The organism is Streptomyces sp. NPDC001508 (assembly GCF_040298665.1).
GTDB lineage: Bacteria > Actinomycetota > Actinomycetes > Streptomycetales > Streptomycetaceae > Streptomyces.
Map to the genome: position 1 here is coordinate 1 of NZ_JBEPAP010000003.1, position 24603 is coordinate 24603.

General features: G+C 72.2%; 23 protein-coding genes and 1 riboswitch. Of the genes, 10 read left to right on the forward strand and 13 right to left on the reverse strand.

Going from position 1 to position 24603, the window contains the following annotated elements; translation table 11 throughout:
* Positions 1 to 142 precede the first annotated feature (142 nt).
* The 3 genes from ABT245_RS04060 to ABT245_RS04070 form a co-directional block, all read right to left on the reverse strand.
* Positions 143 to 538, reverse strand: a complete 396-nt coding sequence (locus ABT245_RS04060; protein WP_351728238.1) for an SCO2097 family morphological protein — start codon at positions 536 to 538, stop codon at positions 143 to 145.
* A gap of 276 nt (positions 539 to 814) precedes the next feature.
* Entirely contained in the window at positions 815 to 1585 is a 771-nt protein-coding gene (locus tag ABT245_RS04065) for a methyltransferase (protein WP_351728239.1), read from the reverse strand.
* Between the two features lie 229 nt (positions 1586 to 1814).
* On the reverse strand, positions 1815 to 2393 hold the full coding sequence (locus ABT245_RS04070) for an SAV_6107 family HEPN domain-containing protein (RefSeq protein ID WP_351728240.1): 579 nt from the start codon (positions 2391 to 2393) through the stop codon (positions 1815 to 1817).
* Positions 2394 to 2622: 229 nt separating this feature from the next.
* Here ABT245_RS04070 and ABT245_RS04075 point away from each other — a divergent pair, with 229 nt between their 5' ends.
* The 3 genes from ABT245_RS04075 to ABT245_RS04085 all read left to right on the forward strand — a co-directional run bounded on the left by ABT245_RS04075 (position 2623) and on the right by ABT245_RS04085 (position 5799).
* Positions 2623 to 3252: a TetR/AcrR family transcriptional regulator gene (locus tag ABT245_RS04075; RefSeq protein WP_351728242.1), complete on the forward strand. Its 630-nt coding sequence runs from the start codon at positions 2623 to 2625 to the stop codon at positions 3250 to 3252.
* A gap of 347 nt (positions 3253 to 3599) precedes the next feature.
* Positions 3600 to 4214, forward strand: coding sequence for a DUF4126 domain-containing protein (locus ABT245_RS04080; RefSeq protein WP_351728244.1), 615 nt, complete (start codon positions 3600 to 3602; stop codon positions 4212 to 4214).
* A 46-nt stretch (positions 4215 to 4260) separates the two neighbouring features.
* Positions 4261 to 5799: a phytoene desaturase family protein gene (locus tag ABT245_RS04085; RefSeq protein WP_351728245.1), complete on the forward strand. Its 1539-nt coding sequence runs from the start codon at positions 4261 to 4263 to the stop codon at positions 5797 to 5799.
* A gap of 110 nt (positions 5800 to 5909) precedes the next feature.
* On the opposite strand, the gene ABT245_RS04090 is transcribed toward ABT245_RS04085, so the two are convergent.
* The 6 genes from ABT245_RS04090 to ABT245_RS04115 form a co-directional block, all read right to left on the reverse strand.
* Entirely contained in the window at positions 5910 to 6902 is a 993-nt protein-coding gene (locus ABT245_RS04090) for an SCO2102 family sporulation regulator (protein WP_351728247.1), read from the reverse strand.
* 56 nt (positions 6903 to 6958) lie between these two features.
* Positions 6959 to 7882 carry a methylenetetrahydrofolate reductase [NAD(P)H] gene (gene metF, locus ABT245_RS04095; RefSeq protein ID WP_351728248.1) on the reverse strand — a complete coding sequence of 308 codons (924 nt, stop codon included), beginning with the start codon at positions 7880 to 7882 and terminating at the stop codon, positions 6959 to 6961.
* A 95-nt stretch (positions 7883 to 7977) separates the two neighbouring features.
* On the reverse strand, positions 7978 to 8646 hold the full coding sequence (gene thiE, locus ABT245_RS04100; RefSeq protein WP_351728250.1) for a thiamine phosphate synthase: 669 nt from the start codon (positions 8644 to 8646) through the stop codon (positions 7978 to 7980).
* A 1198-nt stretch (positions 8647 to 9844) separates the two neighbouring features.
* Positions 9845 to 10210 (reverse strand): Rv2175c family DNA-binding protein, encoded by a 366-nt coding sequence (locus tag ABT245_RS04105; RefSeq protein ID WP_351728252.1) that lies wholly within the window; start codon positions 10208 to 10210, stop codon positions 9845 to 9847.
* Positions 10211 to 10277: 67 nt separating this feature from the next.
* Positions 10278 to 11507 carry an NAD(P)/FAD-dependent oxidoreductase gene (locus ABT245_RS04110; protein ID WP_351728254.1) on the reverse strand — a complete coding sequence of 410 codons (1230 nt, stop codon included), beginning with the start codon at positions 11505 to 11507 and terminating at the stop codon, positions 10278 to 10280.
* A gap of 32 nt (positions 11508 to 11539) precedes the next feature.
* On the reverse strand, positions 11540 to 11935 hold the full coding sequence (locus ABT245_RS04115; RefSeq protein ID WP_351728256.1) for an avidin-fold protein: 396 nt from the start codon (positions 11933 to 11935) through the stop codon (positions 11540 to 11542).
* A gap of 53 nt (positions 11936 to 11988) precedes the next feature.
* Positions 11989 to 12100: riboswitch (TPP riboswitch) on the forward strand.
* Between ABT245_RS04115 and thiO the strand changes: the two genes are divergently transcribed.
* The 5 genes from thiO to ABT245_RS04140 all read left to right on the forward strand — a co-directional run bounded on the left by thiO (position 12098) and on the right by ABT245_RS04140 (position 17835).
* On the forward strand, positions 12098 to 13261 hold the full coding sequence (thiO, locus tag ABT245_RS04120) for a glycine oxidase ThiO (protein ID WP_351728258.1): 1164 nt from the start codon (positions 12098 to 12100) through the stop codon (positions 13259 to 13261). It overlaps the preceding riboswitch by 3 nt.
* Positions 13258 to 13458: a sulfur carrier protein ThiS gene (gene thiS, locus ABT245_RS04125; protein WP_351728261.1), complete on the forward strand. Its 201-nt coding sequence runs from the start codon at positions 13258 to 13260 to the stop codon at positions 13456 to 13458. The genes thiO and thiS overlap by 4 nt, the downstream gene beginning before the upstream one ends.
* 3 nt (positions 13459 to 13461) lie before the next feature.
* The gene (locus ABT245_RS04130) at positions 13462 to 14256 is read left to right on the forward strand and encodes a thiazole synthase (protein WP_351728263.1); all 795 of its coding nucleotides are present in this window, start codon (positions 13462 to 13464) and stop codon (positions 14254 to 14256) included.
* Between the two features lie 658 nt (positions 14257 to 14914).
* Positions 14915 to 16843 (forward strand): Stk1 family PASTA domain-containing Ser/Thr kinase, encoded by a 1929-nt coding sequence (gene pknB / locus ABT245_RS04135; protein ID WP_351728265.1) that lies wholly within the window; start codon positions 14915 to 14917, stop codon positions 16841 to 16843.
* 95 nt (positions 16844 to 16938) lie between these two features.
* On the forward strand, positions 16939 to 17835 hold the full coding sequence (locus ABT245_RS04140) for a deoxyribonuclease IV (RefSeq protein WP_351728267.1): 897 nt from the start codon (positions 16939 to 16941) through the stop codon (positions 17833 to 17835).
* A gap of 83 nt (positions 17836 to 17918) precedes the next feature.
* Here the strand turns inward: ABT245_RS04140 and ABT245_RS04145 are convergent, their stop codons facing one another.
* Positions 17919 to 18560, reverse strand: coding sequence for a sulfite oxidase-like oxidoreductase (locus ABT245_RS04145; protein WP_351728270.1), 642 nt, complete (start codon positions 18558 to 18560; stop codon positions 17919 to 17921).
* Positions 18561 to 18733: 173 nt separating this feature from the next.
* Between ABT245_RS04145 and bfr the strand changes: the two genes are divergently transcribed.
* Positions 18734 to 19213: a bacterioferritin gene (gene bfr, locus ABT245_RS04150; protein ID WP_351728272.1), complete on the forward strand. Its 480-nt coding sequence runs from the start codon at positions 18734 to 18736 to the stop codon at positions 19211 to 19213.
* Positions 19214 to 19330: 117 nt separating this feature from the next.
* Here bfr and ABT245_RS04155 read toward each other — a convergent pair whose 3' ends face one another.
* Complete coding sequence (locus ABT245_RS04155; RefSeq protein WP_351728275.1) at positions 19331 to 19543, reverse strand: (2Fe-2S)-binding protein; 213 nt, start codon at positions 19541 to 19543, stop codon at positions 19331 to 19333.
* A gap of 167 nt (positions 19544 to 19710) precedes the next feature.
* On the reverse strand, positions 19711 to 21063 hold the full coding sequence (locus ABT245_RS04160; RefSeq protein ID WP_351728277.1) for a class II 3-deoxy-7-phosphoheptulonate synthase: 1353 nt from the start codon (positions 21061 to 21063) through the stop codon (positions 19711 to 19713).
* A gap of 306 nt (positions 21064 to 21369) precedes the next feature.
* Between ABT245_RS04160 and ABT245_RS04170 the strand changes: the two genes are divergently transcribed.
* Complete coding sequence (locus ABT245_RS04170; protein WP_351728280.1) at positions 21370 to 23325, forward strand: anthranilate synthase family protein; 1956 nt, start codon at positions 21370 to 21372, stop codon at positions 23323 to 23325.
* A 183-nt stretch (positions 23326 to 23508) separates the two neighbouring features.
* Here the strand turns inward: ABT245_RS04170 and ABT245_RS04175 are convergent, their stop codons facing one another.
* Entirely contained in the window at positions 23509 to 24537 is a 1029-nt protein-coding gene (locus tag ABT245_RS04175; RefSeq protein ID WP_351728283.1) for a 6-phosphofructokinase, read from the reverse strand.
* Positions 24538 to 24603: the final 66 nt, after the last annotated feature.

Below are 24603 nucleotides of genomic sequence, written 5' to 3' on the forward strand. Positions count from 1 at the left end.
CCGCCCGGGGGGCCGGCCGCGCCGGGCGGGGGGGGGGGCGGGCCGGGTCTGCCCCCGCTGGCGGGGGGGGGCCCCCCCCCCCGGGGCCCCCCACCCCTCAGTCAGGTATGTATGAGTGACGCTGTTCTCCCTGTGGCGCCCTCTAGCGGCCGCCCTGCTCGTCGCGGCGGCGCTGCCAGCGCTGTTCGATACGGTCCATCATGGACCGCTTCGCCCGTGCCTGACGCCGCGCGTGCGGGGCGCCCGCGGCGGGCTGCTCACCCGGCTTGGGGGCCTTGCGCCAGCCCGTGACGGCGAGCACGGCACAGCCCAGCATGACGAGGAAACCCACCACACTGACCCAGATCTGCTGCGCGACCATTCCTGCCATGAGGAGCGCGATACCTACGAGGAAGCCTGCGACCGCCTGGTAGACCCGTCGCCGGGTGTACGTACGCAGCCCGCTTCCCTCAAGCGCTGTCGCGAACTTGGGATCTTCGGCGTACAGCGCTCGCTCCATCTGCTCGAGCATGCGCTGCTCGTGCTCCGAGAGCGGCACGGAGTCCTCCTCATCGTGCAGTCGCCGGGGCGACCCGGGGGTCCCTTCAGGATAGGCAGGGAATCGCCCCCGTGAAACCCGCCCCTCTAGGCCAATTGGCCAACCGGAACCCGCCATGGCCGTCCCGGCTCGCTGAGGCTTCCATTCCCCGGCGGCCGACCCGTCATGCCGGGCGGTCTCCCTCGATCATACGGCGCGGACCCCGCGATCGGGGGGCCTGTGGCGTACTCCATCTGCTGTCGCGTCGCTGATCAGCGGTGTGGCCCTGAAGGCCGCTCAGGCTCCGACGGCCCTGTGGGTCTCGCCGAGCACATGCAGTTGTGTGGCCACGGAATGGAACGCCGGCAACTCGGCAGCCGCCGCCTCCAGCTTCAGCAGGGAGTCGAGCGCTCCGGGCTCGGTGTCGACGAGGACCCCGGGCACCAGGTCGGCGAAGATCCGCACGCCGTGCACGGCGCCGACCGCGAGGCCCGCGCCCTCGACCAGCGTGGTCAGCTGCTCGGCGGTGAAGCGCCTGGGCATCGGGTCGCCCGCGCCCCAGCGGCCGTCGGGGTCGGCGAGGGCGTGCCTGGCCTCCGTGAAGTGGCCGGCCAGGGCGCGGGCGAGCACGGCGCCGCCGAGCCCGGCCGCGAGCAGGCTGAGCACGCCCTCGGGGCGCAGGGCGGCCACCGCGTTGCCAACGCCCTCGGCCGGGTCGTCGGCGTACTCCAGGACGCCGTGGCACAGCACCACGTCGAAGCCGCCGCGCGCCACGACGTCGAAGAGGCCGTGGATGTCGCCCTGGACGCCCCGGACCCGGTCGGCGACACCGGTCTCGCCGGCCCGCCGTTCCAGTGCGAACAGCGCGTTGGGGCTCGGGTCGACGACGGTGACGCGGTGCCCGAGGCGGGCGACGGGCACCGCGAACTTGCCGCTGCCGCCTCCGGTGTCGAGGACGTCCAGCGAGTCCCGACCCGTGGCCTTGACCCGGCGGTCGAGGGCGTCCTGAAGGACCTCCCAGACCACGGCGGTACGAAGAGAGGCGCGGGGGCGCATCGGGTCCGACACGACAGTTGACTCCTCGGCGCGGCACCGCCCGTTGCCCGGCGGCGCGAACGGGGCCCCTCCCCCGCCCGGGGCGCGGGAGGAGGGAAGGCTTCAGGCGCTCTCCACCCTATTGCCTCCGGCGCCGTACCTGGTCATCGTGGGGGCGCGCGGCCTCCGCGTCCCCTGTGGCGGACCGGTCCCCGGCGTCCTCTGCCCTGCCGCCCGGGCGCGGCTGCGCGGCGCGGGGCGCTCATCCCGCGTCCGGTATGTCCCTGCCAGTGAGGTCACCGCCGGTGGCGCGGGCGGCCGGTTCGGCGGTTTCCTGACGGGGCTGTGGCAGGACCGGCTGGAGCACCAGCATCCGCTCCACGATCCGGACGAACATCGCCACGTCCCGTATCAGATCGTCGGCGTCGCGGCGGCTGGCCGCGTCCCGGATGCCCGCCTCGGCGCGGGCGCGGCGGGCCGCTCCGGAGGCGAACAGGGCGCTCCACTCCGTGAGTTCGGGCGCGATCTCGGGAAGCACCTCCCAGGCGCTGCGGATCCGCGCCCGGCGCCGGACGGTCGGCTCCGCGCGGCCCCGGGCGGCGAGAACGGCGGCTGCGGTGCGCAGGGCGGCGAGATGGGCCGTCGCATAGCGCTCGTTGGGTGTTTCGAGGACGGCGGCCTCGTCGAGTCCGGCACGGGCCTGGGCGAGCAGGTCGAGGGCGGCGGGCGGGGCCGTGGCCCGGCGGAGCACGGGGTGCACATCGCTCGCCGGGCCGGTCAGTGAGGGGGCAGGGCCGGTGGCGCGGCGCCGGTGGGCGGCTGCTGCGGACGAGTTGGCCATGACGAACCTCCTGTCGTCTGTTGACGGCACACCCGCTACGGGGTGCCGTATGTGCCCATCGTGCGGTATGCCACTGACAATCCGTTCTGACCTGGTACTTTGCCTCGATCGACAGTTCGACCGCAGGGCGGCCGGTGCGGTGGCCGGCGTCCGGGCGGTCACCGGCCCCGCGCCCGGGGCATGCCGGTCCCGGCCCGGCGCGGCGCCTGTTCCTGTGAGAATCGGCGCCATGGAAAGCAGCAGTGCCGCGCGCGGCGGCAGCACACGCCGCGAGGTCACCCGGCAGCGGCTCTACGAGGCGGCCGTCACGCTCATCGCCGAGCAGGGTTTCTCCGCCACGACGGTGGACGAGATCGCCGAGCGCGCCGGGGTCGCGAAGGGCACGGTCTACTACAACTTCGCCAGTAAGTCGGTCCTCTTCGAGGAGTTGCTGCGGCACGGCGTGGGCCTGCTCACCGCCTCCCTGCGGGAGGCGGCCGAGCGGACGGCGCGCGAGGGCGGCGGCACGGTGGACGCCCTGGACGCGATGATCCGCGCCGGTCTCGCCTTCATCGACCGCTACCCGGCCTTCACCCAGCTGTACGTGGCCGAGCTGTGGCGCACCAACCGCACCTGGCAGTCCACCCTGCTGGTGGTGCGGCAGCAGGCCGTCGCGGTCGTCGAGGGAGTGCTGCGCGAGGGTGTGGCGCGCGGCGAGTTCAGCGCCGAGATCGATGTGCCGCTGACGGCGGCGGCCCTGGTCGGCATGGTGCTGGTGGCGGCGCTGGACTGGAAGTCGTTCCAGCCGGAGCGGTCCCTGGACGATGTGCACGCCGCCCTGTCCCGGCTGTTGCAGGGCCGGGTGAGCGGCAGGGGCTGAGGGGAAAGCGCCGGTCCGCGGTGGCCGCGTCCCCCGCGGGCCGCCTCGGACCGGCGCTCCCCCGTGCTCCCCCCGTGGGAACCCCCGTTGCGGTCTTCCCCCTGGATTCCCCCGTGTCCTCGCTTCCGCCGACGAGTCGGCGGAAGGAGCGGCTTGGGAGGGTCACCGCTCCGCCGCCCCGTGTCGGCGGTGCCGGTCCCCGTCCTGCTGCCGTGCCTCCACTTTCCCGTTCCCGCAGCTCGCGGCCCATCCGCGCGCGTACTCAACTCACCGCCTAGGTACGCCTACTCAGCCGTCCGCGCGCGGGCACAGGCCACGGCGGCGCTTCACTGGTTACGATCGCCTCCGTGTCCGTACTCCCTCTGGTGTTCACCAGCGGCTGGGCCAGCGGTGTCAACGCCTACGCCGTGGTGCTGCTGCTCGGCCTGTTCGGTGCGACCGGCGTGAGCGACGACGTTCCGCAGACGCTGCAACGCCCCGAGGTGCTCATCGCGGCCGGCGTCCTGTTCCTGTGCGAGGCGGTCGCCGACAAGATTCCCTACGTCGACTCGGTGTGGGACTCCGTGCACACCGTCGTCCGGCCGCTCGCGGGCGCCTGGGTCGGGGCGCTGCTCGCCGGGCAGAGCGGTTCTCTCTCGGATGTGGCGGCGGGTCTGCTCGGCGGTTCGACGGCGCTCGCCAGTCATGCGGTCAAGGCCGGTACGCGGATGGCGGTCAATGCCTCGCCGGAGCCCTTCAGCAACATGATCCTGAGCACGGCAGAGGACATCGGCGTGGGCGCCGTCGTCTCCTTCGCCGTGTTCCACCCGGAGGCGGCGGCGATCGTCGCGGCGGTGCTGCTGGCCGCCGGGGTGGCCGCGCTGTGCTTCCTGGTCTCCCGGATCCGGCGGTTCCTGCGCCGCCGGGCGCGGCGCCGTGCGGAGCGCCGACCGGCCGCCGGGATGGCCCGGCCGCCCGACTGACCGCCCGTGACCCCCGCTGTCAGTGGCGGTCGATAAAGTCGCAGGCATGGCACAGATTGCGGTGATCGGCGCCGGGATGGGCGCGATGGCGGCCGCCGCCCGGCTGGCCGTCGCGGGCCACCGGGTGGTGGTGTACGAGCGCACGGAGACATACGGCGGAGCGGTGCGCCGGTTCGAGCGGGACGGCTTCGGCTTCGACACCGGCCCGGGCGTGCTGCCGCTGCCCGCGGTGTGGCGCGATCTGTTCCTCAAGACCGGCAAGGAGCCGCTGGAGGACCAGGTCCGGCTCACCCAGGTCGACCCGTCGTCACGGCATGTGTTCGCGGACGGCACGGAGGTGTCGTTGCCGAACGCCTCGCGCGCGGGTGTCGTCGCGGCCCTGGACGAGGCACTGGGCTCCGGTGCCGGGCAGCGCTGGGGCGACTTCCTGGTGCGGGCCCGCGAGGCCTGGGACCGCACCCGCCGGCCGCTGCTGGAGGAGCCGCTGTGGCCGAACTGGTCCGTGCTGGCCGGGCGCGAGCCCTATCCGGCGGTCCCGCACAAGCGGCTGCTGCGCACCCGGCGGGCCGCGACGCTGGCCGAGATCGGCGCGTGGGAGCTGCGGGACCCGCGGCTCGCCGCCCTGCTGGCGGGGCACGCGCTCGGGTACGGCCTGGACCCCGGGATAGCTCCGGCGAGCGCGGCCGTGCTGCCGTACATGGAGCACGCCTTCGGCGTCTGGTATGTCGGGGGCGGAATACGGGAGTTGGCGCGCGCGGTGTACGAGCGGTGCGTGCGGCGCAGGGTCGAGTTCGTCTTCGGGGCGGAGGTCACCGGGATCCTGGAGAAGGACGGCCGGGTGGCGGGCGTGGAGTGGGCCGAGGGCGCCTCCGGCTCTCTCGGCTCCGGGGGCGGGACGGTGGCGGAGGCGGACGCGGTGGTGGCCACGGGCCCCTGGCGGCTGCGCGGCCTGCTGCCCGGCCGGGAGCCTTACGGGCCGGGCGCCGTCGCGCCGACCGCCGAGGAGTCGTTCCCGGGCCGGGTCGTGGTGTGCCTCGCGCTGCGCGGCGGCCGGGAGCCGGGGGCCGCGCACCGCACGGTGGTGCACTCCCCCGACGCGACGGCCGAGTTGGACCTGTTCACGGCGGAGGGGACGCCCGAGCGGCCCACGGTCCGCGTCGACCGGCCGGACGACCCCGCGCTGCGCCCCGACGCGGCGCACGAGTCCATGGTGGTGACGGCGACGGTGCCGTCCTCGACGGGGTACGACTGGAGCGTGCCGGGCGCCGCCGACGCCTTCGCGGACCGGATGGTCGCCGCCGCCGAGCGGGCGGTGCCGGGGCTGCGGGAGCGGGTGCTGTGGCGCGAGGTGCGCACACCGGTGCACACCGAGCGGGAGACGGGGGCCGGGGGCGGGGCCGTGCCCCCGCCTGCGCTGGCCGGCGCCGAGGCAACCCTGCATCCGTCCAACAGCACCGGGATACCGGGCCTGTTCGCGGTCGGCGGCTGGTCGCATCCCGGGGGCGGGCTTGCGCACGCCGGCATGTCGGGCGCGCTGGTAGCCGGGCTGATCGTGGAGGGGCCGGACTTCCGCGGCTCGCGGTGAACGGGGGTCCGTCGCGGTGAGGGGGAGGCTCGGCTCGCGGTGAGGGGGGGCGCTCGGCTCGCGGTGAGCCGGGGGCTCGGGGCGGGTGCCGGCGTGGCGGGAGCGGCCCGTCAGAAGCGGTAGTGCTCGTCGTATCCGTTGCCGTTGCCGTTGCCCTGCTGCTGCCCGTTGTTCTGGTACGGGTAGGGATGTTCCGGCGGGAGTTGGCCGCCGTAGGTCTCGTCGGTGCGCTGCTGCGGGACCCAGACACCGCCGGCCGGGGTCTCGCTGTAGCCACCGGTGCCGTACTGGTCCTGGCCGTAGGGGGGTTGGCCGTACTGCTGGTCGTCGTAGCCGGGATCGTACGAGGCGTCGCCGTGGCCCTGGGCGCCGACGTACGGGTCGGAGTAGTTGGCGTACTGCTGCCGGCCGTTGATGTCGTAGCCGTACTGCTGCTGGCCGTAGCCCGAGTAGTCGTAGGCGTAGCCCTGGTCGGTGCCCTGGGCCGCCGTCGCGTAGGTCGGGTCCTGGTGCTGGGCGGCGGCCGTGCGGGCGGCGTCGCCGTATATGCCGTAGGAGCCGGTGTCGTCGGGCAGGGGCTGCGGTTCGTAGACGGCGGTGGCCTCGGCGGCGGAGGGCTCGGCCGCGCGCGGGGGCGGCGCGAACACGTCGTCGCGTTCGTAGTCGTCGTCACGGCCGTACGGGGTGCCGTCGCTGCCGTAACCGGCGTCCTGCCCGTATCCGCCGGCCTGCCGGTAGTCGTGGTCGTGCCCGCCGAGTCCGGTTCCGGCCGCCTTCGGGTCAAAGACCTCCGGCATGGGCTCCGGGTGGTCCGGATCCTCGCCCCGGCGCTTGCCGCCGCCCTCGCCGCGGCGGCTGACCGCCCAACCGTCGGTGAAGCCACGACGGAACGACAGCGTGACATACGTCTGCCCGACCGCGAAGGCCACCGCGCCCAGGGCGATGACGACGACGGCGGAGAGCAGCACACCGAGCACGACACCGAGGAAGCCGACGAACGCCAGCAGCCGCCAGCGCAGCCGCGCCTTGTACTGCAACAGCACCTCGCCGAGCAACCACAGCGCGACGATGCCGAACGCGGTGTAGAGGACCGTCCAGCCCATGTACGCCCCTCTCCCAGTGACCGCTACGCAGTGTGTCGTATACCGGTCTGGCCGGTCTAGGCCCGCGGGGGGTGGTGCAGGCCCAGGTTCTCGTAGATCTCCAGCGGTGCCGTGGAGTTGTTGAGCGTGATGAAGTGCAGGCCGGGCACTCCCTCGGCCAGCAGCCGCGCGCAGAACTCCGTGGCGAACTCGATGCCAATGGAGCGTACCGCCGCCGGATCGTCCTTCGCTGTGCGGATCCGCTCTTTCAGCACCTCGGGGAAGCGGGCGTTGCTGAGCTGGGGCAGCCGCTCCAGCATCCGCACGCTCGTGACCGGCAGGATCTCGGGAATGACCGGGGTTTCGCAGCCGGCTGCCGCGACCCGGTCGCGCAGCCGCAGATACGACTCCGGCTCGAAGAACATCTGCGTAATGGCGTAGTCGGCGCCCGCACGGCACTTGTCGACGAAGTGTGTGACGTCCTTGTCCCAGTCACTGGAGCGCGGATGCATCTCAGGGAAGGCGGCGACACCCACGCAGAAGTCACCCGACTCCTTGATGAGCGCGACGAGTTCGGCCGCGTAGGTCAGGCCCTTGGGGTGCGGCACCCACTCGCCCATCGGGTCACCGGGCGGGTCGCCGCGGACGGCGAGCATGTTGCGGATCCCGGCGTCCGCGTACTGGCCGATGATGTTGCGCAGTTCCGCGACGGAGTGGTTGACGGCGGTGAGGTGGGCGACCGGCGTCAGCGTGGTGTCGACGACGATCTGCTGGGTCTCCTTGACCGTGGTCGCGCGGGTGGAGCCGCCTGCGCCGTAGGTCACGGACACGAAGTCGGGAGCGACCGCCTCGACCCTGCGCAGCGCGTTCCACAGGGACCGCTCGCCCTTGGGCGTCTTCGGCGCGTAGAACTCGAATGAGTAAGTCGTCTTGCCGGTGCGCAGGATGTCACGCACGGTGCGCGCGCGGTCGGTCCTGGTGGACGCGGTTCCAAGGGCCATACCCGCAGGTTAGCCAGGGGCGGCCGGTCCCCCAACCGGGCCTCGGAAATTTGCCCGATTTGCCGATTTCTTGTCCACCCCTTGGACAGCGTGCGCTAGGCCCGCCGCAGCCGCTCGGCGAACTCGGCCGCCGCCGCTCCCGGGTCGTCGGCCTCGGTGATCGCGCGGACGACGACCACCCGGCGGGCACCGGCGTCGAGCACCTGGTCGAGGTTGTCCAGGTCGATGCCGCCGATGGCGAACCAGGGACGGTCGGTGCCCAGCCCGGCCGTGTACCGGACCAGGTCCAGGCCGGGCGCGGTCCGGCCGGGCTTGGTGGGGGTGGGCCAGCACGGGCCGGTGCAGAAGTAGTCCACGCCGTCCTGGACGGCCGCGGCGGCGGCCTCCGCCGGGGCGTGAGTGGAGCGGCCCATCAGCACATCGGCGCCGAGGACGGCGCGGGCCGCGGGCACCGGGAGGTCGCCCTGTCCCAGGTGGAGCACGTCGGAGCCGGCGGCGTGGGCGACGTCCGCGCGGTCGTTGACCGCGAGCAGCTTGCCGTGCCGGGCGCAGGCGTCGGCGAACACCTCCAGGTGCGCCAGTTCCTCGGCCGCCTCCATGCCCTTGTCCCGCAGCTGCACTATGTCGACGCCGCCGGCCAGGACCGCGTCCAGGAACTCGGCGAGGTCGCCCTGGCGCTTGCGGGCGTCCGTGCACAGGTAGAGCCGCGCGCCGGTGAGCGCCGCGCGTGCGGTGGTGGCGGCGTGGGTCGCGGAATCGGACATACGGTGCGTCTCCCTGGGTGGTGTGGGCAGAGGCAACGGCACGGTGTCCGGGCCGATGCGTCGAAGCTGGGGGCGTCGTTGGTCTCGGTACTACGGGCGTCGCCACTGCGGCCGCCGACGGCACGGCTGCCGGTTGGGGGCGTGTGACTGCGGTGCGATGGGTGTTGCTGGGGCTGTGGGGTGCCGACGGTGCGTTGTGGCTGTCAGTGCGGTGGATGTGGTTAGTGCTGTGGGCCTGTGGGTGGTGCAGGTGTGGGCGTTCGGTGCGATGGATGTTGCTGGTGCTGTGGAACTGTCGGTGGTGCCGCTGTGGGCCTTAGGCGCAATGGATGGTGGTGATGCTGCGGAGCTGTCTGTAGTGGGTCTGTGGCTGTCGCCACGATGGATGTTGGTGGTGCGCTGTGGGCAGTCGGTGCTGCGGAACCGTTGTGGCGCCTGCGGCTTTCCGTGCGATGAACGTTGGTGGTGCGATGGGAGCCGTCGGTGCTGCGGACCCGCTGTGGCGGCTGCGGCTGACGGCGCAATGGGTGTTTGTGGTGCCTGTGCGGCAGGACGAAGGAAACCACGGTCCGGCCCGCGCGCACATCCCGCCCCGGACCCGCAGGCCGAGGCACACGCCCTGGTCGGGTAGCCGGGGGCGCTGGGGCCCGTGGGCCAGGCAGGGGCGGAGCGGGAGGCTCGGCCGGGGCCGGGGTGGCCCCGATCCGTCCCCGACCAGAGCGGACCCACGGCCCAGGCCCCGGCAGGAGCCCGACCCGACCACAGCACACCCACAGCCGCAGCCGAAGCCCCTCCAGGGACCCGCCCCGGCCACACACCCGCAGCCAAAACCCGCCGGGGAGCGCCCCCAGCCACAGCACACCCACAGCCAAAACCCGCCGCGGACCGGCCCCAGCCACAACGCACCCGCAGCCGAAGCACCGCCACGAACCCGCCCCAGCCACAGCACCCCCGCAGCCAAAACCCGCCGGGGAGCGCCCCCGGCCACAGCACACCCGCAGCCGAAGCACCGCCACGGACCCGCCCCGACCGCAAGGCACCCACACCCGCAGCCGAAGCACCGCCGCGAACCCGCCCCAGCCACAGCACGCCCGTAGTCAAGGCACCGCCAGGGACCCGCCCCGGCCGCAGCGCGTCTGCAGGGGATGCCTCCGTCGGGGAGGGGTCCTCGGCCGAAGCCCCGCAGGGGGTTGTCGGGTCAGACGGCGAGTGCCTGGGCCCGGCGCTTCACCTCCGTGCCTCGGTTCTCGCTGAGGGCCTGCGCCGGGGTGCCGGGCAGGGTCGGGTCGGGGGTGAACAGCCACTCCAGCATCTCTTCGACCGTGAAGCCGTCGTCCCGCAGCAGCGTCAGGGTCCCGGACAGGCCCTTGACGACCTTGTCCCCGTCGATGAAGGCGGCGGGAACGTGCAGTGCGCGGTTCTCACCACGGCGTACGGCGATGAGCTGGCCCTCCTTGACCAGCTGCCGCACACGTGTCACCTCGACACCGAGCTGTTCGGCGATGTCGGGCAGAGTGAGCCAGGCGGGGACGAGAGCATCGATCTTTGCGTCAATCTCGGTCACGGAACCAGCGTGCCATCCCGGACTGACAGTCGGAAGTCGAGCCGGTCCGGCCTGGGGTGTCCGCGGGTCACGCGGTGGCCTCCTTGAGGGGCCGCGCCGGGTCCGCGAGCAGCTCCGGAGCCATCGCCGTGCCCGCCTCGATCAGCCGCCGCCCCTGCGCCAGGTCACGCGGACGGCCCACGGCCAGCAGAGCGACCAGCCGGTCCGCGCGCAGCCAGCAGACAGTCCAGGCGGGTCCCGCGGGGTCCCCGCGCCACAGCAGCGTGTCGGCCGCGGGGTGGTGACCGACGTACTGCACGAAGCGGCCGAACTGCTCGGACCAGAAGTACGGCACCGGGTCGTAGACCGCCGGGGCCTCGCCGATGATGTTCGCGGCGACCGTGCGCGGCCCCTGGAGGGCGTTGTCCCAGTGGTGCACGAGCAGCCGCTCGCCATAGCGGGCCGAGGGGAAGGACGCGCAGTCGCCGACCGCGTACACATCCGGCACGGAGGCGCGCAGGTACGCATCGGCCACGACCTCCCGGTGGGCGCCCAGCTCGATGCCGGAGCCGGCCAGCCAGCCGGTGGCGGGGCGTGCGCCGATGCCGACGACCACGGCGCCCGCGGGCAGCCGCGAGCCGTCGGCGAGCACCACCGCGCCGGGCTCGACGCTCGCCACGCGCGCGTTGGTGCGCAGTTCGGTGCCGCTGTCCGCGTACCAGGCGGTCATCGGCGCGGCGACCTCGGCCGGGAGCGCGCCGGCGAGGGGGCGGTCGGCGGCCTCGACCACCGTGACCGCGCAGCCCGCCTCGCGGGCCGCCGTGGCGAACTCGGCGCCGATCCAGCCCGCGCCGACGACCACGATGTCGTGCTGCCGGGCGAGCACGGGGCGCAGCCGTTGGGCGTCGTCCAGGGTGCGCAGCAGATGCACACCGGGGACGCTCTCGGCGCCGGGCAGCCGAATCGGTTCGGCGCCGGTGGCGAGAACCAGGGCGTCGTACGGCACCAGCCCGGCCGCGGTGTCCAGCTCATGCTCTGCGGGGCGTACGCCGAGTGCCTCGCGGCCCAGTTCGAGATCGATGCCGAGCGCCTCGAAGTCGACCTCGAAGGCGGAGCCCTCGGCCTTGCCGAGCAGCACGGCCTTGGACAGCGGCGGCCGGTCGTACGGCCGGTGGGGTTCGGCGCCGACCAGGGTGATCGTGCCCCGGTGGCCCTGTTCCCGCAGGGCCACCGCGGTCTGCACCCCGGCCATGCCCGCGCCGACGACGACCACGCGCCGCCCCGGTGCCGGGCTGGGTTGCTGCGTCTGCTCGCTCACGTGATCACCATAGTCACCTGACAATTTGTCAGTCAGGGGGCGTGCTGAGTGACCTCTTGCACAACAGGATCACCGATGGGCGCCGGAGCCTGTGCGACCTGCTCGACCACGCTCGTCCCGCTGCCCGCCCGCGATTCCCACTCCCATGTCTCCGTGAGCCGCACCCTGCCGTCGGGCAGCTCGCCGACGGCCGACACGCAGTGCCCGGAAGACGTGCCGCCGTCGTGCTTGAGCTGGACGTACCGGAAGTCCAGCCGGTCGCCACGGCGGGTGCCGACGAGATACCCGCGCACGATGTCGCCGCCGGCGTACTCGGCCCAGATCTCGCCGTCCTTCTCGTGGTACGTGAACCGGGTGCCGGTGCCCACCTGCCCCGGGGCCTGGTCCGTGACGGGGGCGAGGACGAGACCGTCGAGCGAGCGGGCCATGAACGGAGGCTCCCTTACTGAGGCGGGCGGCGGCGGGCTAGGGTGGCCACCGTACAAGCACTCGCGGGAGCCCGGACGCACCGGGCTGAGAGGGAGGCTGGCGGCCTCCGACCGTACGAACCTGATCCGGGTCATGCCGGCGAAGGGAGGGGCTGGACGCCCATGTCGTCACGTACGTCAGACGTTCTCGTCATCGGGGGCGGAATCATCGGCCTGGTCACGGCCTGGCGGGCCGCGCAGCGCGGGTTCGCCACCGCCGTGGTGGATCCCGAGCCGGGCGGCGGGGCCGCGCGGGTCGCGGCCGGGATGCTGGCCGCGGTCACCGAACTGCACCACGGCGAGCAGACGCTGCTCGGTCTGAATCTGGCCTCGGCCCGCCGCTACCCGGACTTCACGGCCGAGCTGACCGAGCTGACCGGCCTCGACCTCGGCTACCGCAGGTGCGGCACGCTCGCCGTCGCGCTGGACGCCGACGACCGGGCGCATCTGCGCGACCTGCACGCGTTGCAGCAGCGCTCCGGGCTGGAGTCCGAGTGGCTGTCCGGCCGGGAGTGCCGCCGCCTGGAGCCGCTGCTCGCGCCCGGCGTACGGGGCGGGCTGCGGGTGGACGCCGACCACCAGATCGACCCGCGCCGGCTGGCCGCCGCGCTGCTCGCGGCGTGCGAACGGGCCGGCGTGGTCCTGCACCGCGCGTGGACGGAGCGCTGCACCGTGCGCCGGGACCGGGCCGTCGGGGTGACCACCACGGACGGCACGGAGCTGGGCGCGGACCAGGTGGTGCTCGCGGCCGGCAGCCTGAGCGGACGGCTGGCGGGCCTGCCGCAGGACGTGCTGCCGCCGGTGCGGCCGGTGAAGGGGCAGGTGCTGCGGCTGACCGTGCCGAAGCGGTACGCGCCGTTCCTGAGCCGCACCGTGCGGGCCGTGGTGCGCGGCAGCCAGGTGTACCTGGTGCCGCGGGAGAACGGCGAGCTGGTCGTCGGGGCGACCAGCGAGGAGCTGGGCTGGGACACGACGGTGACCGCGGGCGGCGTGTACGAGCTGCTGCGGGACGCGCACGAGCTGGTGCCGGGGATCACCGAGCTGCCGCTGACCGAGACCCGGGCCGGGCTGCGGCCCGGGTCCCCGGACAACGCGCCGCTGCTCGGCCCGACCGCGCTCGACGGGCTGCTCGTGGCCACCGGGCACTATCGCAACGGTGTGCTGCTCACCCCGGTCACCGGGGATGTCATGGCGCACGCCCTGGCCACAGGGGACATCCCCGAGGAAGCCCGTCCCTTCACGCCCGCGCGCTTCGGCGCCGCCGCCCGCACGGAGCAGCCCGCATGATCATCTCTGTCAACGGGGAGCGCCGGGAGATCGCGCCCGGCACGGCTCTCGACACCGTCGTCCAGACCCTCACCACCGCGCCCGGCGGGGTGGCCGCGGCCCTCAACGAAACCGTCGTCCCGCGCGCCCAGTGGCCGTCCACCGCGCTCAGCGAGGGCGACCGCGTCGAAGTCCTCACCGCAGTCCAAGGAGGCTGAGCCATGGCCGACGATCCCTTCGCCCTCGGCGGTACGTCCTTCACGTCCCGGTTGATCATGGGTACGGGCGGTGCGCCCAGCCTCGACGTGCTGGAGCGGGCGCTGGTCGCCTCCGGCACGGAGCTGACGACCGTGGCGATGCGACGGGTCGACCCCGGTGTGCACGGATCCGTGCTGTCGGTGCTGGAGCGGCTCGGCATCCGGGTGCTGCCGAACACCGCGGGCTGCTTCACCGCGGGCGAGGCGGTGCTGACCGCGCGGCTGGCCCGTGAGGCGCTCGGCACGGATCTGGTCAAGCTGGAGGTGATCGCCGACGAGCGGACGCTGCTGCCGGATCCGATCGAGTTGCTGGACGCGGCGGAGACCCTGGTCGACGACGGGTTCACGGTGCTGCCGTACACGAACGACGACCCGGTGCTGGCACGGAAGCTGGAGGATGTGGGGTGCGCGGCGGTGATGCCGCTCGGCTCGCCGATCGGTTCGGGGCTCGGGATCCGCAACCCGCACAACTTCCAGCTGATCGTGGAGCACGCGCGTGTGCCGGTGATTTTGGACGCGGGAGCCGGTACGGCGTCCGATGTGGCGCTGGCGATGGAACTCGGGTGCGCGGGGGTGATGCTGGCCTCGGCCGTCACCCGGGCGCAGCAACCGGAGCGGATGGCTGCCGCCATGCGGCACGCGGTGGACGCGGGGCGGTTGGCGCGGCTGGCGGGGCGGATTCCTCGGCGGCATTTCGCCGCGGCGTCGTCTCCTGCGGAGGGCTTGGCCGTGTTTGATCCGGAGCGGCCTGCGTTCTGAGCGGGGGTGGCGGGGCGGGCGCCGTCGCTTGTGGGGGTGCGGGAGCGTTGGCGAGTGCGGGTGGGTGGGGGTGCGGGCGGGTGTTCTCCCACCCGCGCACCGCCCGTTTGCTGTCGGCCGAGCGGTGGACGTCTCTTGTGGGGGCTCAGCGCCATTGGCGGGTGCGGGTGGTGGGTGGGGTGGGTGGGAGGCTTGGCTGAGCGGTGGACGTCTCCTGTGGGGGGCTGAACACCGTCGGCGGGTGCGGGTGAGTGGGAGGTGGGTGGGGGGGCTTGGTCGAGCGGTGGACGTCTCCTGTGGGGGGCTGAACACCGTCGGCGGGTGCGGGTGAGGGCTGTCGAGTGGTGGACGTCTTGGGCCGGGGCTCAGCACCGTTGGCGGGTGCGGGTGCGGGTGCGGGTGCGGGTGCGGGTGCGGTGGGAGGGTTGGGGGGAGGCTTGGTCGAGCGGTGGACGTCTCCTGTGGGGGGGCTGAACACCGTCGGCGGGTGCGGGTGCGGGTGGGGCTCGGTCCGGTGGTGGGGGCTTTCTGGTGGGGCCGGCACCGTCGGCGGGTGCGGGTGGGTGGGGGGTGGGGTGCGTTACAGGTCGGCTGCAAGTCCTCGGGGATCTTGGTGGAAGGAGGAGGGGTGTCGGTGGGTGCTCGTAAACTCACGAGCGTGGATACGACCCTTCAGGACCCGCTCGTCGGACAGGTGCTCGACGGCCGCTATCGCGTCGAGGCCCGGATCGCGGTCGGCGGGATGGCCACGGTCTACCGGGCCCTGGACACCCGCCTCGACCGCGTCCTCGCCCTCAAGGTGATGCATCCGGCGCTGGCGGCCGACGGGTCGTTCGTGGAGCGGTTCATCCGGGAGGCGAAGTCGGTGGCCCGGCTCGCCCACCCCAACGTCGTCCAGGTGTTCGACCAGGGCACGGACGGGTCGTACGTCTACCTGGCCATGGAGTACGTCGCCGGGTGCACCCTGCGCGACGTGCTGCGGGAGCGGGGCGCGCTCCAGCCGCGGGCCGCGCTGGACATCCTGGAGCCGGTGCTGGCCGCGCTCGGCGCCGCGCACCGCGCCGGGTTCGTGCACCGGGACATGAAGCCCGAGAACGTACTCATAGGCGACGACGGGCGGGTCAAGGTCGCGGACTTCGGGCTGGTGCGGTCGGTGGACACGGTGACCAGTACGACGGGGGCCGTGCTGGGGACCGTGGCGTACCTCGCGCCCGAGCAGATCGAGAACGGGACCGCGGACCCCCGCGTCGACGTGTACGCGTGCGGCGTGGTCCTCCACGAGATGCTGACCGGGGGAAAGCCGCACGACGGCGACTCCCCGGCGGTGGTGCTCTACAAGCACCTCCACGAGGACGTGCCGCCGCCCTCGGCCGCCGTGCCGGGACTGCCGCACGAGCTGGACGAGCTGGTCGCCTCGGCCACCGCCCGCACGGCGGCGGTCCGGCCGCATGACGCCGTGGCGCTGCTGGCCCGGGTGCGGGAGTGCCGTGCGGCGCTCACCGACGAGCAGCTGGACGCGGTGCCGCCCCAGGCGCTTGCCGCGGACCACGACATCGCCGACGACCGTACGAGCGTGATTCCGCGTTCGCTGACGGTGCCCCGGCTGCTGCCCGTCAACGAGGACGACGATCCCGGCGCGGGCGACAACCGGACGACCCGGTTCGAGTCCCCGGCCGTACCGCCCCGGCGGCGGTCCGTACGGCCCGGGCGGGGACTGGTCACGCTCGTCGTCGCCGTGCTGGTGGTCTTCGGCGTCGGGGCCGGCGTCTGGTACATCAACTCCGGGCAGTTCACGAAGGTGCCGCCGCTGCTGTCGAAGACCGAGGCGCAGGCGCGGGAGCGGCTCAAGGAGGCCGGGCTCGACGTCAAGCGGGTCGAGCACGCCTACAGCGACACGGTGCGGCGCGGCACGGTCATCAGCACCGACCCCGAGGCCGGTGCCCGCATCCGCGACAACGACTCGGTGACGCTGACCATCTCCGACGGCCCGGAGACCGTGAAGGTGCCCGATCTGGCGGGCCACGGGCTGGCCGAGGCGAAGGCGCTGCTCAAGAAGAGCGGACTGGAGCCGGGCATGGTCACGCGCGCGTTCAGTGAAGACGTGCCGAAGGACGAGGTGATCGGCACCGACCCGGCGGCCGGCACCGAGCGGCACGCGGGGTCGGCGATTGCGCTCACCGTCAGCAAGGGCAGCCCGATCGACGTGCCGGACGTCACCGGTGAAGATCTGGACAGCGCGCGGGCGGAGCTGGAGGACGCCGGGCTCAAGGTGGAGGTCTCCGCGGAGCAGGTGAACTCCGAGTTCGACAAGGGCGAGGTCGCCCGGCAGACCCCGGCCGGCGACAGCGAGGCGGCCGAGGGCGACACGGTCCGGCTGACGCTGTCCAAGGGCCCGGAGATGGTCGAGGTGCCGAACGTGGTCGGGGCCAGTGTCGGCGACGCGAAGAAGCTGCTGGAGAACTCCGGCTTCAAGGTCTCGGAGGACCGCGGGCTCCTGGGCCTGTTCGGCGACACGGTGAAGAAGCAGTCGGTCGACGCGGGCGAGACGGCCCCGAAGGGCTCGACGATAACGATCACCATCCGCTGACCGTCCGAGTGGGCTGCCTGCCGCCGCCGTGCGGCGACAGGGGTGTGGGGGTTGTTTTCCGTGGGGAGCGGTCGGCGTGACAGGCTGAACGGGTGATGAGTCAGCACTCCGGTTCCGTCGTGCCGCCCGGTCCCTCCCGTAATCCGATAGGCGCTCATGTCCCCGTGGCCGGCGGGCTGCACTCCGTGGGGTTGTCGTACGCCCGTGCGCTGAAGGCGGAGACCGTGCAGGTCTTCGTCGCCAATCCGCGTGGCTGGGCCACCCCGGCCGGGAACCCCCGGCAGGACGAGGAGTTCCGCGCGGCCTGTGCGCAGGACTCGATCCCGGCGTACGTACACGCCCCGTACCTGATCAACTTCGGTTCGCACACCGAGGCGACCGTGGAGAAGTCGGTGGAGTCGCTGCGGCACTCGCTGCGCCGGGGGCGGGAGATCGGCGCGCTGGGCGTGGTCGTGCACACGGGCAGCGCGACCGGTGGGCGGGCGCGCGAGGTCGCGCTGAAGCAGGTGCGCACATGTCTGCTGCCGCTGCTGGACGAGCTGACCCATGACGACGACCCGTTCCTGCTGCTGGAGTCGACCGCCGGGCAGGGCGCCTCGCTGTGCTCGCGCACCTGGGACTTCGGGCCGTACTTCGAGGCGCTGGACGCCCACCCGAAACTGGGCGTGTGCCTGGACACCTGTCATGTCTTCGCCGCCGGGCACGATCTGACCGGCCCGAGCGGCATGCACCAGACCCTGGACCTGCTGGTGGACACGGTGGGCGAGGGCCGGCTGAAGCTGATCCACGCCAATGACTCCAAGGACGTGGTGGGCGCCCACAAGGACCGGCACGAGAACATCGGCGCCGGGCACATCGGCGAGGACCCGTTCCGGGCGCTGATGACGCACCCGGCGACGGCCGGCGTACCGCTGGTGATCGAGACGCCCGGCGGCACGGAGGGGCATGCGGCGGACGTGGCACGGCTGAAGAGCCTGCGGTCTTCCCACTGAGCAGGGGCCCCGCCCGAACCGGCCGGCGCTGATTCGCTCCCCAGGGCACGCCTGGTGCGCCAGTACCACCGCTGAGGCGCCGGTCAGAGTTCCGGGCCGTCCCCGGGGCGCTCCTGGTAGGAGTAGCGCTGCTCCTGCCAGGGGTCGCCGACGTTGTGGTAGCCGCGTTCCTCCCAGAAGCCGCGGCGGTCGGCGGTCATGTACTCGACCCCGCGGACCCATTTGGGGCCCTTCCAGGCATACAGATGGGGGATCACGAGCCGGACCGGGAAGCCGTGCTCGGCGGTGAGCAGTTCGCCGTCCTTGTGCGTGGCGAAGATGGCGCGCTCGGCGGCGAAGTCGAACAGGCGGAGGTTCGAGCTGAAGCCGTACTCCGCCCAGACCATCACATGGGTGACATTCGGCGCGGGCGGTGCGATCTCCAGGATCGCGCTCGCCGGGACGCCGCCCCACTCGGCCCCGAGCATGCTGAACTTGGTCACACAGTGCAGATCGGCCACCACGGTGGCGTACGGCAGGGCCGTGAACTCGTCGTGGTTCCAGCAGTGCTTGGCACCGTCGGCGGTGGCGCCGAAGACCCTGAACTCCCAGCGTTCGGGCCGGAACTTCGGCACCGGCCCGTAGTGCGTGACCGGCCAGCCGCGTTGCAGCCGCTGCCCCGGCGGAAGCTCGGACCGTACACCTTCTTCCGACACTCCAGACCCGCGCTCCACCGGATGACCCATGTCTCCATCCTGACAGACCCGGAGCGGTGCACCCGACCGGGGCCCCTAACGGGACAAAAATAACCATGCAGGCACTTAACGGCTAAGTACATACTTACTGGACGATCTTCTCTACCGGTGCAATCATGCCGCCGCAACCTCCCGCCATCCCCTGTCCGGAAGGAGCCTCTGCGATGCAGGGCGACCCCGAGGTCATCGAGTTCCTCAACGAGCAGCTCACCGGCGAGCTAACCGCGATCAACCAGTACTTCCTGCACGCGAAGATGCAGGAGAACTCCGGCTGGTACAAGCTCGCCGAGTACACGCGGCGTGAGTCGTTCGACGAGATGCGGCACGCCGAGGTGCTGACCGACCGGATCCTGTTCCTGGAGGGGCTGCCGAACTACCAGCGGCTGTTCCATGTGCGGGTGGGACAGACCGTGAGGGAGATGTTCGAGGCGGACCGGCAGATCGAGGTGGAGGCGATCGACCGGCTCAGGAGCGGGATCAAGGTGATGCGCGACAAGGGTGACATCACGTCCGCGAACATCTTCGAGTCGATCCTGGAGGACGAGGAGCACCACATCGACTACCTGGACACCCAGCTGGAACTGGTGGACAAGCTCGGCGAGGCGCTCTACATCTCACAGCTCATCAAACAGCCGAAGGGCTAGGCGGCCCGAAGGGACGCGGGGCCGTGTCCCTATGCGGCTCCGGCGCGCGGGCACGACCACCCACAACGAACCCGCAGTCGACCGGCGGCGAGGGCACACCGGCCCTCGGCGGAGCGCTTACGCCGCCTCTTCGAGGTCCTCTGTCGGCTCACGCCGCGGGCACGCGCCGCGCCCCAGCAGCGCCTGGATCCGGCGCACGCACGATCCGCAGTCGGTGCCCGCCTTGCAGGCGGAGGCGATCTGGCGAGGGGTGCGGATGCCGTCCCCCGCGTGCTCCTTCACCTGCTGCTCCGTGATGCCGAAGCAACTGCAGACGTACACGCGGTTCACCTCCCACGGGATCGGTCATGTGCGCCATCCCGCTGATTCGGTGAGGCAAACCTAACCTTACCCATGGCGCAGGGTCCGGAAAAGCGCGAAGGGCGCGGATCGCATGTGATCCGCGCCCCATGTCACATCCCGGGGATGTCGTCACATCCCGGCAATGTCCGCGTTCGTCACTGGTCGCGGTACATCTCGGCGACGAGGAAGGCCAGGTCGAGGGACTGGCTGCGGTTCAGGCGGGGGTCGCAGGCCGTCTCGTAGCGCTGGTGCAGATCGTCGACGAAGATCTCGTCCCCGCCGCCCACACACTCGGTGACGTCGTCACCGGTCAGCTCCACATGGATGCCGCCCGGATGCGTCCCCAGCGACTTGTGGACCTCGAAGAAGCCCTTCACCTCGTCCAGCACGTCGTCGAAACGACGCGTCTTGTGCCCCGAGGCCGCCTCGAACGTGTTGCCGTGCATCGGGTCGGTCACCCACGCCACCACCGCACCCGACGACGTGACCTTCTCCACCAGCTCCGGCAGCCGGTCCCGGATCTTGTCCGCGCCCATCCGCACGATGAACGTCAGCCGGCCCGGCTCCCGCTCCGGGTCCAGCCGGTCGACGTAGCGCAGTGCCTCCTCCGCCGTCGTGTTCGGGCCCAGCTTGATCCCCAGCGGGTTGCTGATCCGCGAGGCGAACTCGACATGCGCGTGATCCAGCTGCCGGGTGCGCTCGCCGATCCACACCATGTGCGCCGACACGTCGTACAACCGCCCCGTGCGGGAGTCCACCCGGGTCAGCGCCGACTCGTAGTCCAGCAGCAGCGCCTCGTGCGAGGAGAAGAACTCGACCGTCTTGAACTCCTCCGGCTCCGCACCGCACGCCTGCATGAAGTTCAGCGCGTTGTCGATCTCCCGGGCCAGCTGCTCGTAGCGCTGCCCCGACGGGGACGACTTCACGAAGTCCTGGTTCCAGGCATGCACCTGTCGGAGATCCGCGTACCCGCCGGTGGTGAACGCGCGCACCAGGTTCAGCGTCGACGCGGAGGTGTGGTACATCCGCTTCAGCCGCTCCGGGTCCGGGATCCGGCTGGCCTCGGTGAAATCGAAACCGTTGACCGAATCACCCCGGTACACCGGCAGCGTGACCCCGTCACGCGTCTCGGTCGGCTTGGAACGCGGCTTGGAGTACTGGCCCGCGATCCGGCCCACCTTCACCACCGGCACCGACGCCGCGTACGTCAGTACGGCGCCCATCTGCAGCAGCGTCTTCAGCTTGTTGCGGATGTGATCGGCGGACACCGCGTCGAAGGCCTCCGCGCAGTCGCCGCCCTGGAGCAGGAACGCCTCGCCCCGGGCGACGGACGCCATCCGGTCGCGCAACTGGTCGCACTCGCCCGCGAAGACGAGCGGCGGATACGACTCCAGCTCCTCGATCACCGCGCGCAGCGATTCGGCGTCGGGGTAGTCCGGCTGCTGCGCCGCGGGCAGGTTTCGCCAGGTGTTGCCAGCGCTCGCGCTGGTCTTAGCGTTCACGGTCACCTCGTAAACATTACGGGGTCGTGTCGACATGTTTTCCTCCGGCTCGACTGGTGAGACGGACCGACTGCCCCGTGGACGACGAGGCGGTGCGGTAGGGTTCCCGGCATGTTCGCGCATTCGACCCGCACCTGGTGGTGGACCGCTCCTTCGGCGGCCCACTGACTGCGCGTACGCAGGACTTCGCGAAGGCCGCCCGAGGGGGCGGCCTTCGGCGTTTCACGGGCCGTCCCTCTCCATCTGCCTCGACCCGCCCGGCACGACCGGCCGGCCGAGACCACCGAGACCACCGAGAAGGACGACGAACCCATGGATCTGCTGGACCTGTTGCACGACCCCCGCCCCTTCGCGCTGCTGCGCCGCCGCACGCCCGGCCGCGACGAGGACACCGTGGAACTGCTCGTCGGCCCCATGCGCGCCTGCGACCGGCTCGCCGACCTGCCCGACGAGGGTCTGGCCCTCGTGCCCTTCCGGCAGATCCGGGAGCGCGGCTTCGACGTCCGCGACGACGGGACGCCACTGCTCGTACTCACCCCCGAGGAGACCCACGAGATCCCGCTCGCCGAGGCGCTGGAGCAACTGCCCGCACACGCCGTGCAGGTCACCGGCGGGGGCTTCGACATCGGCGACGAGGAGTACGCCGGGATCGTCGGCCGGGTGCTGCGCGAGGAGATCGGGGCGGGCGAGGGAGCCAACTTCGTCATCCGGCGGACCTACGAGGGCGAGATCCGGGACTTCGCGCGGGCCGACGCCCTCGCCCTGTTCCGGCGACTCCTGGAGGGCGAACGGGGCGCTTACTGGACGTTCCTCGTGCACACCGGCGATCGGCGAGGGCCCGAAGGACCTTCCGCGCAGGGGCCGGGGCGGGCGACGGGCGGGCGGACCCTGGTCGGCGCCAGCCCCGAGGTGCACGTGCGGATGTCCGGCGGCACGGTCGTGATGAACCCGATCAGCGGCACGTACCGCTACCCGGAGGGCGGGCCGACCCCCGAGCATCTGCTCGGCTTCCTCGCCGACGGCAAGGAGATCGAGGAACTGTCGATGGTCGTCGACGAGGAACTGAAGATGATGTGCACCGTCGGCGACATGGGCGGGGTGGTCGTCGGCCCCCGGCTCAAGGAGATGGCGCACCTCGCCCACACCGAGTACGAACTGCGCGGGAAATCGTCGCTCGACGTGCGGGACGTACTGCGGGAGACCATGTTCGCGGCCACCGTGACCGGGTCGCCGGTGCAGAACGCCTGCCGGGTGATCGAACGGCACGAGGTGGGCGGGCGCGGGTACTACGGCGCCGCGCTGGCCCTGCTCGGCCGGGACTCCGGAGGGGCGCAGACCCTGGACTCGCCCATCCTCATCCGCACCGCCGACATCGACGCGGCCGGCCGGCTGCGCGTCCCGGTCGGCGCGACGCTGGTACGGGGTTCTGACCCGGCCGGGGAGGTGGCGGAGACGCACGCCAAGGCGGCGGGTGTGCTGGCGGCCCTCGGCGTGCGTCCGGCCCGGCCGCGCGCGGAGGCGACGCTGGCCCGGCTGGCCGACGACCCGCGCGTCCGGGCGGCGCTGGACGGGCGCCGCGCCTCGCTCGCGCCGTTCTGGCTGCGGATGCAGGAGCACCCCGCGGCCCGGAGCGGCCATGCCCTGGTGGTGGACGGCGAGGACACCTTCACCGCGATGCTGGCGCATGTGCTGCGCTCCGGCGGTCTCGATGTGACCGTACGGCGGTTCGACGAGCCGGGGTTGCGGGCGGCCGTGCTCGGCCACGCGGGTCCGGTGGTGCTGGGGCCCGGGCCCGGCGACCCCTCGGACCTGACCGACCCCAAGGTGCGGGTGCTGCGCGCGCTGACGGCCGAGGTGATCGGCAGCCACCGGCACGGGGTGCTCGGGGTCTGCCTCGGGCACGAGCTGATCGCGGCCGAGCTGGGGCTCGAGATCGTCCGCAAGGAGGTGCCCCGGCAGGGTGCGCAGGTCGCGATCGATCTGTTCGGGCGCCGGGAGACCGTCGGCTTCTACAACAGCTTCGTGGCGCGCTGCGACGAGGACGCGTACCGGGAGCTGGGCGCGCACGGCGTCGAGGTGAGCCGGGCGGCCAACGGCGACGTGCATGCCGTGCGGGGGGCCGGGTTCGCGGGCGTCCAGTTCCATCCCGAGTCGATCCTGACGCTGAACGGGGCGGCGATCGTAAGGGAGTTGGTTGCCCAGCTGCAGAACGGTTGCTTCGAGGGCGGGGGTTCTCGCGGTACTTCGCCTGCGGATCGTACGCACTAGGGCGTGTTTCGCGTCGCGGGCCAGACCGGACTTTCGAAACACGCCCTAGGGGCGTGGGGGGGGCTGTACGGCGTTCTCCGGGCGCGGGAGCGTGGGGGCTGAGCGCGCAGTTCCTCGCGCCCCTGTCGGGGGGCGTGTGGGACGCCGCCGCGTAGGGCGGCGGCGTTTTGGGGGTGAGGGGGGTCAGCCGAAGAAGACGCCGACTTCCTTGTACAGCTTCGGGTCGACCGTCTTGAGTTTGGCCGTGGCCTCGGAGATCGGGACGCGGACGATGTCGGTGCCGCGCAGGGCGACCATGCTGCCGAAGTCGCCGTCGCGGACGGCGTCGATGGCGTGCAGGCCGAACCGGGTGGCGAGCCAGCGGTCGAACGCGCTCGGCGTGCCGCCGCGCTGCACATGCCCGAGGACCGTGGTGCGGGCCTCCTTGCCGGTCCGCTTCTCGATCTCCTTGGCCAGCCATTCGCCGACGCCGGAGAGCCGCACATGCCCGAAGGAGTCCAGCGATTCGTCCTTGAGGACCATCTCGCCGTCCTTGGGCATGGCGCCCTCGGCGACGACCACGATCGGGGCGTACGACGCCCGGAAACGGGAGGTCACCCAGCCGCACACCTGGTCGACGTCGAAGCGCTGCTCGGGGATGAGGATGACGTTGGCGCCGCCGGCCAGCCCGGAGTGCAGGGCGATCCAGCCGGCATGACGGCCCATCACCTCCACGACCAGGACGCGCATGTGCGACTCGGCGGTGGTGTGCAGCCGGTCGATCGCCTCGGTGGCGATGCCTACGGCGGTGTCGAAGCCGAAGGTGTAGTCGGTGGCGGAGAGGTCGTTGTCGATGGTCTTCGGGACGCCGACGCACGGCAGGCCGTACTCGTCGGACAGCCGCGCGGCCACGCCCAGGGTGTCCTCGCCGCCGATCGCGATCAGTGCCTCGACCTCCTGCTTGGCGAGGTTGTCCTTGATACGGCGGATGCCGCCCTCGACCTTGAGCGGATTGGTCCGTGAGGAGCCGAGCATGGTGCCGCCGCGGGGCAGGATGCCGCGCACCGCGGGGATGTCGAGACGGACGGTGTCCGCTTCGAGGGGGCCCCGCCAGCCGTCCCGGAAGCCGACGAAGTCATAGCCGTACTCCTGCACGCCCTTGCGGACGACGCCCCGGATGACGGCGTTGAGCCCGGGGCAGTCGCCGCCTCCGGTCAGTACTCCGACCCGCATGGAAATGTCCCTTCGCCGCGGTTGCCTGGTGAAGGAAGACGCTAATAGTGATCCAGGTCACTCCGT